Source organism: Bacillus sp. FSL W7-1085, from assembly GCF_038595035.1.
GTDB lineage: Bacteria > Bacillota > Bacilli > Bacillales > Bacillaceae > Bacillus > Bacillus altitudinis.
Map to the genome: position 1 here is coordinate 24,647 of NZ_CP152000.1, position 12,887 is coordinate 37,533.

The window sequence follows — 12,887 nt, forward strand, 5'->3', positions numbered from 1 at the left end:
TGCATTCGAGAAATGCAGCGGTTTTTTTTATTTTGTGTTAGAGCGATTTTTTTGAATAACAGAAGCAATTTCATGAAGAATTGGATCAAGTGAGCTTTCATCATGAAGTAAGTCATAATCTTCAATATTAATTTTAATCACAGGGCACAGATCAAATTGTTCGATCCATTCTGTATATCGAGTGTACATTTCTTCCCAATATGCTCGATCGGTTTGAGTTTCCATCTCTCTCCCGCGCTCTTCAATACGATGTAATATATGATCTAAATCCCCATGTAAGTAGATAAGGACATCTGGGTGAGGGAAGTAAGGTGTCATCACCATCGCCTCAAATAGACTCGTATACGTTTCATAGTCTACCTCTGACATGGTACCTTTGTCTGCGTGCATTTTAGCAAAAATACCAGTGTCCTCATAAATGGACCGATCTTGTACATAACCTCCACCAGACTCGAAGATTCGTTTCTGCTCCTTAAAACGTTCAGCTAGAAAATAGACCTGTAAATGAAAGCTCCATCTTTGGAAATCTGAATAAAAAGGCTCTAAGTATGGATTATCATCTACTTTTTCGAGAGAAGTTTGAAACCCTAGCTTGTCCGCTATTGTTTTCGTCATGGTCGATTTTCCGACACCAACTGTCCCTGCAATTGTAATGACAGCATCCTTTGGTATTTCAATATTTTTCATAGTACTTGCTCCTTTATGTTCTGTACAATTTGCTGGTAATCTTGCTGTGAGGAAACGAAGTCTGTATGATCGCCTTCAATTGTAATGATAGGAAGACCTGGGTCAGTTTGTTTTAAATGCTCGATGGCCAACTCATAATCTTCAATCAGGGTTTTTAAATAAGCTGGATCAATGTCTTCTTCAAAAGATCGGCCTCTCATCTTTATTCTATCAAGTAAGGTGGGAAGGCTGGCTTTTATATAGATCATGGCATTTGGTTTAGGAAGATCATCTGTCAGCAAGTGATAGATCTTTCTGTATTTATCCATGTGCTTTTTAGATAAGGTTCTTTCTGCAAAGATCATATTTTTATAGACATGATAATCAGTGACAATCGGCTGCTGTTTTTTGACATAGTTCTCTTCAATAGATTCTAACTGTTTAAACCGATTGCATAGAAAGAACATCTCAAGCTGAAAGCTCCATTGTTCCATATCTGCATAAAATTTATCTAAGAATGGATTTTCTTCTACAATTTCTTTTACTAAAGGAAATTGAAATTCCTTTGAAAGCATTGTAGCCAAGGTTGTTTTTCCGGCTCCAATTGGGCCTTCCACTGCAATAAAAGGGGCAGGATACATAGGCGTTCTCCTCTATCTATAAAGTTGTCAAACCAATGTATATTGTACCATACCCCTTCTGAGAGATAGAGCGTATGAATTACGATGTCGTTCTTTTTTCAATATTAAATTGATCTGATAACAACAACCAGTTTTGTGGGAAGGATAGACCTAATTTCCAGTAAGCAATTCCATTTAGGTTTAACTCTTTAATGAGATTAAATTTGGCTTGAATGGATCTTGCATCTTCAAACCAAACCTCGTGTTCTTTGTTGTTAGCATCTGTATAACGGAAATAAGGTGCTTGTGCTGTTTCGTCATATAAAATGGATACATTATTCTCTCTAGCAATGGCGATCGCTTGTTGAGGGCTGACGGCTTTGGCGATAGGGCCTCCTTGAACATAAGGGAGTGTCCAATCATATCCATATAAATTCTGCCCCATCACAATTTTATTGGCAGGTATGACAGTCAGTGCATATTCAATGACTTGGCGGACAGGACCGATCGGAGAGACGGCTTGAGCAGGCCCGCCGCTGTAGCCCCACTCATAAGTCATTAGCACAACATGATCAACAATCTTTCCAATTGCTTCATAGTCATGTGCCTCATACCATTTTCCTTTCTGTTCACTGCTTGTTTTAGGAGCGAGTGCCACAGAAATAGTCCAACCCTGTTGATGAAAACGAGTTGTTGCTTCTCTTAAAAATTGAAGGTAGGCTTCTTTATCAACTGGGCGTAAATATTCAAAGTCAAAATGGATTTCTTTTAATTGATACTTTTGAGCAACGCGGACGATTTCATTTAATAATGTCGTTTTGACAGATTGGTTTGTTAAAAGGATTCGCCCGAGTTCATCACTAAATTTATCATTCTCTAGATTTGTGACTACCATGGATAAAACCGTTCTGCTTTGAGCGGCAATCTGAGGCAATTGATCTAATGGTGGCTCGCGAAGTGTTCCGTCTCTTTGCGCTTGAAAACTAAAAGCGCCGAGATGTGTTAAGTATGGAGATGCCTCTCTGGCTGCTTGCTTTAAATTTTCGCTGACTTGGTTTCCGCGTGGTTCTATATAAGCATTAGAATTAATATTTCTTTTCGGTCTTTGTGGAATATAAAGCAAGAAGCGAATAGGCAATATAGCTTCAGGACGAATCCGATTCACACGTGCCAATTCTTCTACCGAAATTTGAAATCTTCTTCCAATTTGATAAAGTGTATCATTTTGTTTGACCTCATAAAATTGACCTCTAATAGGGATGACAATTGTTTGTCCAACGACTAGTTGATTTGGTGTTTCGATGTCGTTGGTCCGAATGATTTCATTTACCGTTGTTTTAAAACGCATGGCAATCTCATTTAACGTATCTCCTCTTTTGACAACATAAATTTGAATGGTCAACGCCCCCTTTGTTATTGCTAACAATTTATGAGGGTGATGGATAAATCATGTTTGATTTTCATCCGTGATCTCTTTAGTGGTTGTGATTTTGGCGAGAAGAACGTTCTCCATCATCGTTAAAGCGTACTCGTTGTCCCTATCATCATTTGAAGCAATACAATCTCTAGGTACAGTGAGGTTGTACTCTCGCATGTAAGCGTCATTTGCAGTGAACAGGACACAGATGTTTCCGGCAATTCCAGTTAAAATAAGTTCTTGCACACCTAATTCATTTAGGAGTGTCTCTAGTGCTGTTCCGTAAAAAGCAGAGTGCTTAGGTTTAATTAAGAAATAATCATCTTTAGATGGTGCCATTTGCTCTAAAATAGGGGCACTTCTTTCGTTTTTACATGTTTCCATAACAGCTTTGATATCAGCCTTCCAGAGTCCATAGTGGTCGTTGATATAGATAATTGGCCAATTTTTCTTGAAAGCGTGTTGTTTAAGGGCTAAAATTTTATTGGTCATTTGCTCTGTTTTTTCAGCGAGCACATGTCCCATTTCGAAATCAAAATTATTGATCATGTCAATAATAAGCAGTGCCTTTTGTTGTTTTGGCAAATCAAGACCCCCTTTAAAAGATTGTGATAATATGTTAACCTCAATATCCTTTAAAAAAACATGAAAAGAGAGCCGTGCTATGACGAAAGATGAACAGTTTATGCAAGAAGCTATTTCTGAAGCTTTGAAAGCAAAACAAATAGGAGAAGTTCCAATCGGTGCCGTCATCGTTGTTGATGATCAAATTGTAAGCCGTGCTCACAATTTAAGGGAAAGTGAACAGCGATCAATTGCTCATGCGGAATTACTTGCTATTGATGAAGCGTGTAAAATGACTGGTAGCTGGCGTTTAGAAGATGCTGTACTTTATGTTACACTCGAACCGTGCCCAATGTGTGCAGGCGCTATTGTACTTTCAAGAGTGAAAAAGGTCGTTTTTGGTGCCTATGATCCTAAAGGTGGATGTGCTGGTACTTTAATGAATTTATTGGACGATGAGCGGTTCAATCATCAGTCTGAAGTCATTGGCGGTGTGCTTGAAAATGAGTGTGGTGAGCTGTTAAGTCAGTTCTTTCGAGACCTCCGTCAGCGGAAGAAGCAGGCGAAAAGTAAATGAATGGATGTCGTTTGCAATTTTATCACTTAGAAGGTATACTTATGTCTGCGTCACCAACAATTTAATATTCATTTTGCCGTGCTAAGCGGGGAGGTAGCGGTGCCCTGTACTCGCAATCCGCTCTAGCGAGGCCGAATCCCTTCTCAAGGTTCGTTTACTTCAAGGTCTGCCTTAAATAAGTGGTGTTGACGTCTGGGTCCTGCGCAATGGGAATTCATGAACCATGTCAGGTCCGGAAGGAAGCAGCATTAAGTGAAACCTCTCATGTGCCGCAGGGTTGCCTGGGCCGAGCTAACTGTTTAAGTAACGCTTGGGGTAGCGAATCGACAGAAGGTGCACGGTAAATCAATATTAAATGTAACTCATCTAGTTTATCTAGGTGAGTTTTTTGTTGCTATTGAAAGAATATATCAGTTGTTTTGTTTATACAAATAGTAAAAAAGCCATTTTCGGGTGAGGTATTTTTGAAGCAATCCATAAAGGGAACAAATGTTCTTGTTGATCTGACAGACATTTTCAGAAAGCAGGAAAACACGTTTTTTAATCAAGAAAAGTAATAAGTCTTTAAAGGAAATGCTCTTTTTCGTTTATTAGAAAATAAAGGTGTACTTTTGAATTGATCGTTGCATCATGTATAATGAACATGATGATAAATGGAGGAGGGCGTATTTGTGAGTTATCAAGCTTTATACCGAGTGTTCAGACCTCAAGTTTTTGAGGATGTTGTTGGACAAGAACACATCACAAAAACGTTGCAAAATGCCCTTTTGCAGAAAAAGTTTTCTCATGCTTACTTATTTTCAGGTCCTAGAGGAACAGGTAAAACAAGTGCTGCCAAGATTTTTGCGAAAGCAGTGAACTGTGAAAAGTCACCTGTTAGTGAGCCGTGTAATGAGTGTGATGCCTGTAGAGGGATTACGACCGGTTCGATTTCAGACGTGATTGAAATAGATGCTGCCTCAAATAACGGGGTAGATGAAATTCGGGATATACGTGATAAAGTGAAATTTGCTCCTTCAGCGGTTACATATAAGGTTTATATTATAGATGAGGTACATATGCTCTCTATCGGGGCATTTAATGCACTTCTTAAAACGCTAGAGGAACCACCTGCTCATTGTATCTTTATTTTGGCTACCACAGAGCCTCATAAGATTCCTCTTACCATCATATCAAGATGTCAGAGATTTGATTTTAAACGGATCACGACAAAAGATATTGTTGGACGAATGGAGAAAATTGTAGATGCAGAAAGCCTAAATATACAAGAGGGTTCACTCGAGATTATTGCTAGTGCGGCAGATGGAGGCATGCGTGACGCACTCAGTCTTCTTGACCAAGCGATCTCATTCAGTGGTGAACAGCTCACAATCGATGATGCACTGCTCATTACAGGTGCTGTATCTCAGCATTTCATTAGTCAGCTTGCTGAAGCCATTTTTGAGCAAAATATTGCGATAGCGCTGGATACGTTAAATGAATTGCTTCAACAGGGGAAAGATGCCGCGAAATTAATAGAGGATATGATCTTCTACTTTAGAGATATGCTTCTTTACAAAACAGCACCGGATCTTGAAGGTGTCCTTGAAAAAGTCAAAGTCGACGATAAGTTTGTGGCTCTTTCTGAACGTGTGGCACCTCAGTTTCTTTATGAAACGATTGAAGTGCTGAATAAAAGCCATCAGGAAATGAAATGGACAAACCATCCTAGAATTTTCTTTGAAGTAGCTGTGGTTAAGCTCTGTCAGTCAACGGCTGGTGCTGTATCATCTCCGGCTGATTCCGACCTAACAGCGTTAACGAATAAAATAGACAGGCTGGAACAGGAGCTATCTAGGCTAAAAGCTGAGGGTGTTCCAATGACTCAGTCTCAGAGTCCTCAAGCAAAAACGGAAGCACCTCGACCTCAAACGAGTAATAAAAATGGTTATCGTGCACCTGTCGGTCGAATTCATGAGATTTTAAAAGAAGCGAAGCGGCCGGAGCTAGAAAAAATAAAAGGCAAATGGGGAGAGCTTCTTGCCCAATTAAAACAGCAAAATAAGGTATCTCACGCTGCGCTATTAACAGATAGTGAACCAGTTGCAGCGGCAACTCATGCCTTTGTTTTAAAATTCAAATTTGAAATACATTGTAAGATGGTGGCCGAAGATAAAAGTGGTGTTCGAACCAATCTTGAGCAACTGCTAGAATCTATGCTAGGAAAAAGAGTGGAATTAGTTGGCGTTCCTGACGCTCAATGGGGTAAAATAAGAGAAGAATTTTTAAGAGATCATCAGCCTGAAGAACAAGCAGATGGTCAGGCAGCTTCTGCTGAAGAAGATCCATTAATTGCAGAAGCGAAGAAGTTAGTAGGAACCGATTTAATTGAAATTAAAGATTAATAATTAGAAAGAGAGTGGTGTTCATATGCGCGGTGGAATGGGAAATATGCAAAAAATGATGAAACAAATGCAAAAAATGCAGAAGGATATGGCTAAGGCTCAAGAAGAGCTTGCAGAAAAAGTCCTTGAAGGTACGGCAGGTGGCGGCATGGTCACTGTAAAAGTAAATGGACAAAAAGAAGTCGTTGATGTGGCGATTAATGAAGAAGTTGTTGATCCTGAAGACATCGATATGCTTCAAGACCTTGTACTTGCAGCAACAAATGATGCATTGAAAAAAGTTGATGAACTAACGAATGAAACAATGGGTCAATTCACAAAAGGAATGAACATGCCAGGTTTATTCTAGGAGGAATAACTGAAGATGCAATATCCTGAACCAATATCAAAGCTGATTGATAGCTTTATGAAATTGCCAGGAATCGGACCTAAAACTGCGGTCCGTCTGGCTTTTTTTGTTCTTAGTATGCAAGAAGATGTCGTGCTGGATTTTGCGAAGGCACTTGTTAATGCAAAGCGTAATTTAACTTATTGTTCTGTTTGCGGACATATCACCGATCAGGATCCTTGCTATATTTGTGAAGATACAAGAAGAGATCAATCTGTGATCTGTGTCGTGCAGGATCCAAAAGATGTGATCGCAATGGAAAAAATGAAAGAATACAACGGCTTATATCATGTGCTTCATGGTGCTATTTCACCAATGGACGGAATTGGACCAGAGGATATTAAAATTCCTGACCTATTAAAAAGATTGCAAGACGATCAAGTCACAGAGGTCATTCTTGCAACCAACCCAAACATTGAGGGTGAAGCGACAGCTATGTATATCTCTAGATTGTTGAAACCATCAGGAATTAAACTCTCTCGCATTGCTCACGGACTCCCAGTAGGTGGAGATTTAGAGTATGCGGATGAAGTCACACTTTCTAAGGCTCTAGAAGGCAGACGTGAGATGTAGGAAGGAGAAGTACGGTACATGGGTTTTCTTCGCAGAAAATCAATTCGAAAAGAATTCGATGAGATATTAATTCAACAGCTTTTTAAGCAAAAGGAAGAATGGAACAGACAAAAAAAGCTTGTCGCAAATAGCGTTGAGCCTTCACCGGACATTCTATTCGAATTAAAGCTTGCTCAAGCGAAGTACTTTTTCTATCTGAGAGAAGCGAAAAAGAGAAATTTACGTTTAAACAACTGGAGATAGCAGGTCTATTTTCCATAATCCTCTCATATGCTTGTACTATTCATATGAAGAGGAGATGAGAGGATTATGGAACCTGTTATTGTGATTGGTTCAATTTTGTTAGCTGTTTTATTGTTGTTTATGTCGGGTGTTCAAGCGAATCCATTCAAATGGTTAGGGCTTATCGGAATAAAATTTGTCGCAGGCGCTCTTTTTTTATTTTGTCTCAATTTATTCGGCGAGAGTTTAGGGCTTCATGTTTCCATTAACCCTGTAACGAGCGGAATTAGTGGTTTGTTGGGCATTCCAGGTGTAGCAGCTTTAGTCGTAATTGAAAAGTTTATTATTTAATGCAAAATATTGTTGACTTTGATTATATATGGTGGTAAATTAATATACGTCGCTGATGACGAAGAAACGAAAAAACATAATAACAAAAAAGTTGTTGACACTAACAACTTGGATGTGATAAGATGTTCTAGTCGCTTCTGAAGCGGTAAACAAGTTCTTTGAAAACTAAACAAGACAAAACGTACCTGTTAATTCGAGTTTTTATAAAAAAATCCTGTGATACATCATAGGTAGTCAGTCAAACTGGCGAAAAGCAAAACTTCGGTTTTGTACTTTTTCGGAGAGTTTGATCCTGGCTCAGGACGAACGCTGGCGGCGTGCCTAATACATGCAAGTCGAGCGGACAGAAGGGAGCTTGCTCCCGGATGTTAGCGGCGGACGGGTGAGTAACACGTGGGTAACCTGCCTGTAAGACTGGGATAACTCCGGGAAACCGGAGCTAATACCGGATAGTTCCTTGAACCGCATGGTTCAAGGATGAAAGACGGTTTCGGCTGTCACTTACAGATGGACCCGCGGCGCATTAGCTAGTTGGTGAGGTAACGGCTCACCAAGGCGACGATGCGTAGCCGACCTGAGAGGGTGATCGGCCACACTGGGACTGAGACACGGCCCAGACTCCTACGGGAGGCAGCAGTAGGGAATCTTCCGCAATGGACGAAAGTCTGACGGAGCAACGCCGCGTGAGTGATGAAGGTTTTCGGATCGTAAAGCTCTGTTGTTAGGGAAGAACAAGTGCAAGAGTAACTGCTTGCACCTTGACGGTACCTAACCAGAAAGCCACGGCTAACTACGTGCCAGCAGCCGCGGTAATACGTAGGTGGCAAGCGTTGTCCGGAATTATTGGGCGTAAAGGGCTCGCAGGCGGTTTCTTAAGTCTGATGTGAAAGCCCCCGGCTCAACCGGGGAGGGTCATTGGAAACTGGGAAACTTGAGTGCAGAAGAGGAGAGTGGAATTCCACGTGTAGCGGTGAAATGCGTAGAGATGTGGAGGAACACCAGTGGCGAAGGCGACTCTCTGGTCTGTAACTGACGCTGAGGAGCGAAAGCGTGGGGAGCGAACAGGATTAGATACCCTGGTAGTCCACGCCGTAAACGATGAGTGCTAAGTGTTAGGGGGTTTCCGCCCCTTAGTGCTGCAGCTAACGCATTAAGCACTCCGCCTGGGGAGTACGGTCGCAAGACTGAAACTCAAAGGAATTGACGGGGGCCCGCACAAGCGGTGGAGCATGTGGTTTAATTCGAAGCAACGCGAAGAACCTTACCAGGTCTTGACATCCTCTGACAACCCTAGAGATAGGGCTTTCCCTTCGGGGACAGAGTGACAGGTGGTGCATGGTTGTCGTCAGCTCGTGTCGTGAGATGTTGGGTTAAGTCCCGCAACGAGCGCAACCCTTGATCTTAGTTGCCAGCATTTAGTTGGGCACTCTAAGGTGACTGCCGGTGACAAACCGGAGGAAGGTGGGGATGACGTCAAATCATCATGCCCCTTATGACCTGGGCTACACACGTGCTACAATGGACAGAACAAAGGGCTGCGAGACCGCAAGGTTTAGCCAATCCCACAAATCTGTTCTCAGTTCGGATCGCAGTCTGCAACTCGACTGCGTGAAGCTGGAATCGCTAGTAATCGCGGATCAGCATGCCGCGGTGAATACGTTCCCGGGCCTTGTACACACCGCCCGTCACACCACGAGAGTTTGCAACACCCGAAGTCGGTGAGGTAACCTTTATGGAGCCAGCCGCCGAAGGTGGGGCAGATGATTGGGGTGAAGTCGTAACAAGGTAGCCGTATCGGAAGGTGCGGCTGGATCACCTCCTTTCTAAGGATATATGGAGCAGCGTACGTTTTTCGTCTTGTTTAGTTTTGAAGGAACTTGCAAAAGATCCTACAACATCATATCTTCGATATGAAAGATGGGCCTGTAGCTCAGCTGGTTAGAGCGCACGCCTGATAAGCGTGAGGTCGGTGGTTCGAGTCCACTCAGGCCCACCATCTTCTATTAAATCGGGGCCTTAGCTCAGCTGGGAGAGCGCCTGCCTTGCACGCAGGAGGTCAGCGGTTCGATCCCGCTAGGCTCCACCAACGTGTTCTTTGAAAACTAGATAACAATAAGTAATACATTCACATTGAATGCAATGCAAAGTTCATCACACATAGTGATTCTTTCTAAAGTAAGAAATGGTTAAGTTAGAAAGGGCGCACGGTGGATGCCTTGGCACTAGGAGCCGATGAAGGACGGGACGAACACCGATATGCTTCGGGGAGCTGTAAGCAAGCTTTGATCCGGAGATTTCCGAATGGGGAAACCCACTGCTCGTAATGGAGTAGTATCCATACTTGAATACATAGAGTATGAGAAGGCATACCCGGGGAACTGAAACATCTAAGTACCCGGAGGAAGAGAAAGCAAATGCGATTCCCTGAGTAGCGGCGAGCGAAACGGGAACAGCCCAAACCAAGAGGCTTGCCTCTTGGGGTTGTAGGACACTCTATACGGAGTTACAAAGGAACGATATAAGCGAAGAGGTCTGGAAAGGCCCGCCAAAGAAGGTAACAGCCCTGTAACTGAAATGTTGTTCTCTCCAGAGTGGATCCTGAGTACGGCGGAACACGTGAAATTCCGTCGGAATCCGGGAGGACCATCTCCCAAGGCTAAATACTCCCTAGTGACCGATAGTGAACCAGTACCGTGAGGGAAAGGTGAAAAGCACCCCGGAAGGGGAGTGAAATAGATCCTGAAACCGTGTGCCTACAAGTAGTCAGAGCCCGTTAACGGGTGATGGCGTGCCTTTTGTAGAATGAACCGGCGAGTTACGATCCCGTGCAAGGTTAAGCAGAAGATGCGGAGCCGCAGCGAAAGCGAGTCTGAATAGGGCGCATGAGTACGTGGTCGTAGACCCGAAACCAGGTGATCTACCCATGTCCAGGGTGAAGTTCAGGTAACACTGAATGGAGGCCCGAACCCACGCACGTTGAAAAGTGCGGGGATGAGGTGTGGGTAGGGGTGAAATGCCAATCGAACCTGGAGATAGCTGGTTCTCTCCGAAATAGCTTTAGGGCTAGCCTCAAGGTAAGAGTCTCGGAGGTAGAGCACTGATTGGACTAGGGGCCCCTACCGGGTTACCGAATTCAGTCAAACTCCGAATGCCGATGACTTATCCTTGGGAGTCAGACTGCGAGTGATAAGATCCGTAGTCGAAAGGGAAACAGCCCAGACCGCCAGCTAAGGTCCCAAAGTATACGTTAAGTGGAAAAGGATGTGGAGTTGCTTAGACAACCAGGATGTTGGCTTAGAAGCAGCCACCATTTAAAGAGTGCGTAATAGCTCACTGGTCGAGTGACTCTGCGCCGAAAATGTACCGGGGCTAAACGTATCACCGAAGCTGCGGACTGTTCTTACGAACAGTGGTAGGAGAGCGTTCTAAGTGCAGTGAAGTCAGACCGGAAGGACTGGTGGAGCGCTTAGAAGTGAGAATGCCGGTATGAGTAGCGAAAGACGGGTGAGAATCCCGTCCACCGAATGCCTAAGGTTTCCTGAGGAAGGCTCGTCCGCTCAGGGTTAGTCGGGACCTAAGCCGAGGCCGAAAGGCGTAGGCGATGGACAACAGGTTGATATTCCTGTACCACCTCCTCACCATTTGAGCAATGGGGGGACGCAGGAGGATAGGGTAAGCGCGGTATTGGATATCCGCGTCCAAGCAGTTAGGCTGGGAAATAGGCAAATCCGTTTCCCGTGAAGGCTGAGCTGTGATGGCGAGCGAAATTTAGTAGCGAAGTTCCTGATTCCACACTGCCAAGAAAAGCCTCTAGCGAGGTGAGAGGTGCCCGTACCGCAAACCGACACAGGTAGGCGAGGAGAGAATCCTAAGGTGATCGAGAGAACTCTCGTTAAGGAACTCGGCAAAATGACCCCGTAACTTCGGGAGAAGGGGTGCTTCTTAGGGTGTTAAAGCCCCGAGAAGCCGCAGTGAATAGGCCCAGGCGACTGTTTAGCAAAAACACAGGTCTCTGCGAAGCCGTAAGGCGAAGTATAGGGGCTGACGCCTGCCCGGTGCTGGAAGGTTAAGAGGAGCGCTTAGCGTAAGCGAAGGTGCGAATTGAAGCCCCAGTAAACGGCGGCCGTAACTATAACGGTCCTAAGGTAGCGAAATTCCTTGTCGGGTAAGTTCCGACCCGCACGAAAGGCGCAACGATCTGGGCACTGTCTCAACGAGAGACTCGGTGAAATTATAGTACCTGTGAAGATGCAGGTTACCCGCGACAGGACGGAAAGACCCCGTGGAGCTTTACTGCAGCCTGATATTGAATGTTGGTACAGCTTGTACAGGATAGGTAGGAGCCTTGGAAACCGGAGCGCTAGCTTCGGTGGAGGCATCGGTGGGATACTACCCTGGCTGTATTGACCTTCTAACCCGCTGCCCTTATCGGGCAGGGAGACAGTGTCAGGTGGGCAGTTTGACTGGGGCGGTCGCCTCCTAAAATGTAACGGAGGCGCCCAAAGGTTCCCTCAGAATGGTTGGAAATCATTCGCAGAGTGTAAAGGCACAAGGGAGCTTGACTGCGAGACCTACAAGTCGAGCAGGGACGAAAGTCGGGCTTAGTGATCCGGTGGTTCCGCATGGAAGGGCCATCGCTCAACGGATAAAAGCTACCCCGGGGATAACAGGCTTATCTCCCCCAAGAGTCCACATCGACGGGGAGGTTTGGCACCTCGATGTCGGCTCATCGCATCCTGGGGCTGTAGTCGGTCCCAAGGGTTGGGCTGTTCGCCCATTAAAGCGGTACGCGAGCTGGGTTCAGAACGTCGTGAGACAGTTCGGTCCCTATCCGTCGCGGGCGCAGGAAATTTGAGAGGAGCTGTCCTTAGTACGAGAGGACCGGGATGGACGCACCGCTGGTGTACCAGTTGTTCTGCCAAGGGCATCGCTGGGTAGCTATGTGCGGACGGGATAAGTGCTGAAAGCATCTAAGCATGAAGCCCCCCTCAAGATGAGATTTCCCATTCCGCAAGGAAGTAAGATCCCTGAAAGATGATCAGGTTGATAGGTCTGAGGTGGAAGCGTGGTGACACGTGGAGCTGACAGATACTAATAGATCGAGGACTTAACCTATATTCTAATG

General features: G+C 44.4%; 10 protein-coding genes, 2 tRNA genes, 2 rRNA genes and 1 other RNA gene. 11 read left to right on the plus strand and 4 right to left on the minus strand.

Annotated features, from left to right (window positions below; translation table 11 throughout):
• Positions 1–27 precede the first annotated feature (27 nt).
• From MKY11_RS00110 to MKY11_RS00125, 4 genes are all read right to left on the minus strand, one after another.
• The gene (locus MKY11_RS00110; protein ID WP_024719578.1) at positions 28–687 is read right to left on the minus strand and encodes a deoxynucleoside kinase; all 660 of its coding nucleotides are present in this window, start codon (positions 685–687) and stop codon (positions 28–30) included.
• Entirely contained in the window at positions 684–1,307 is a 624-nt protein-coding gene (locus tag MKY11_RS00115; protein WP_039170337.1) for a deoxynucleoside kinase, read from the minus strand. The genes MKY11_RS00110 and MKY11_RS00115 overlap by 4 nt, the downstream gene beginning before the upstream one ends.
• A 79-nt stretch (positions 1,308–1,386) precedes the next feature.
• A complete protein-coding gene (locus tag MKY11_RS00120; protein WP_035391604.1) occupies positions 1,387–2,688 on the minus strand; it encodes a glycoside hydrolase family 18 protein in 1,302 nt (433 codons plus the stop codon).
• 45 nt (positions 2,689–2,733) lie between these two features.
• The gene (locus tag MKY11_RS00125) at positions 2,734–3,288 is read right to left on the minus strand and encodes an isochorismatase family cysteine hydrolase (protein WP_082136101.1); all 555 of its coding nucleotides are present in this window, start codon (positions 3,286–3,288) and stop codon (positions 2,734–2,736) included.
• A gap of 79 nt (positions 3,289–3,367) precedes the next feature.
• Between MKY11_RS00125 and tadA the strand changes: the two genes are divergently transcribed.
• From tadA to MKY11_RS00180, 11 genes are all read left to right on the plus strand, one after another.
• Positions 3,368–3,844: a tRNA adenosine(34) deaminase TadA gene (tadA, locus tag MKY11_RS00130; protein ID WP_008342015.1), complete on the plus strand. Its 477-nt coding sequence runs from the start codon at positions 3,368–3,370 to the stop codon at positions 3,842–3,844.
• Between the two features lie 76 nt (positions 3,845–3,920).
• Positions 3,921–4,185: signal recognition particle sRNA large type (gene ffs / locus MKY11_RS00135), an RNA gene on the plus strand.
• Positions 4,186–4,515: 330 nt separating this feature from the next.
• The gene (gene dnaX / locus MKY11_RS00140; protein WP_008342013.1) at positions 4,516–6,228 is read left to right on the plus strand and encodes a DNA polymerase III subunit gamma/tau; all 1,713 of its coding nucleotides are present in this window, start codon (positions 4,516–4,518) and stop codon (positions 6,226–6,228) included.
• A 25-nt stretch (positions 6,229–6,253) separates the two neighbouring features.
• Positions 6,254–6,577, plus strand: a complete 324-nt coding sequence (locus tag MKY11_RS00145) for a YbaB/EbfC family nucleoid-associated protein (RefSeq protein ID WP_008342011.1) — start codon at positions 6,254–6,256, stop codon at positions 6,575–6,577.
• Positions 6,578–6,592: 15 nt separating this feature from the next.
• Positions 6,593–7,189, plus strand: a complete 597-nt coding sequence (recR, locus tag MKY11_RS00150; protein ID WP_003218094.1) for a recombination protein RecR — start codon at positions 6,593–6,595, stop codon at positions 7,187–7,189.
• Between the two features lie 18 nt (positions 7,190–7,207).
• Positions 7,208–7,432, plus strand: coding sequence for a YaaL family protein (locus MKY11_RS00155; RefSeq protein ID WP_008342008.1), 225 nt, complete (start codon positions 7,208–7,210; stop codon positions 7,430–7,432).
• Positions 7,433–7,498: 66 nt separating this feature from the next.
• Positions 7,499–7,762 carry a pro-sigmaK processing inhibitor BofA family protein gene (locus MKY11_RS00160; protein ID WP_012009068.1) on the plus strand — a complete coding sequence of 88 codons (264 nt, stop codon included), beginning with the start codon at positions 7,499–7,501 and terminating at the stop codon, positions 7,760–7,762.
• Positions 7,763–8,036: 274 nt separating this feature from the next.
• Positions 8,037–9,585, plus strand: a 16S ribosomal RNA gene (locus MKY11_RS00165).
• Positions 9,586–9,681: 96 nt separating this feature from the next.
• Positions 9,682–9,758: transfer RNA gene (locus MKY11_RS00170), tRNA-Ile, on the plus strand.
• A gap of 14 nt (positions 9,759–9,772) precedes the next feature.
• Positions 9,773–9,848 (plus strand) — tRNA-Ala (locus tag MKY11_RS00175).
• 98 nt (positions 9,849–9,946) lie between these two features.
• Positions 9,947–12,877: ribosomal RNA gene (locus MKY11_RS00180) — 23S ribosomal RNA — on the plus strand.
• The 16S and 23S rRNA genes sit together here with 2 tRNA genes alongside, the layout of an rRNA operon.
• Positions 12,878–12,887: the final 10 nt, after the last annotated feature.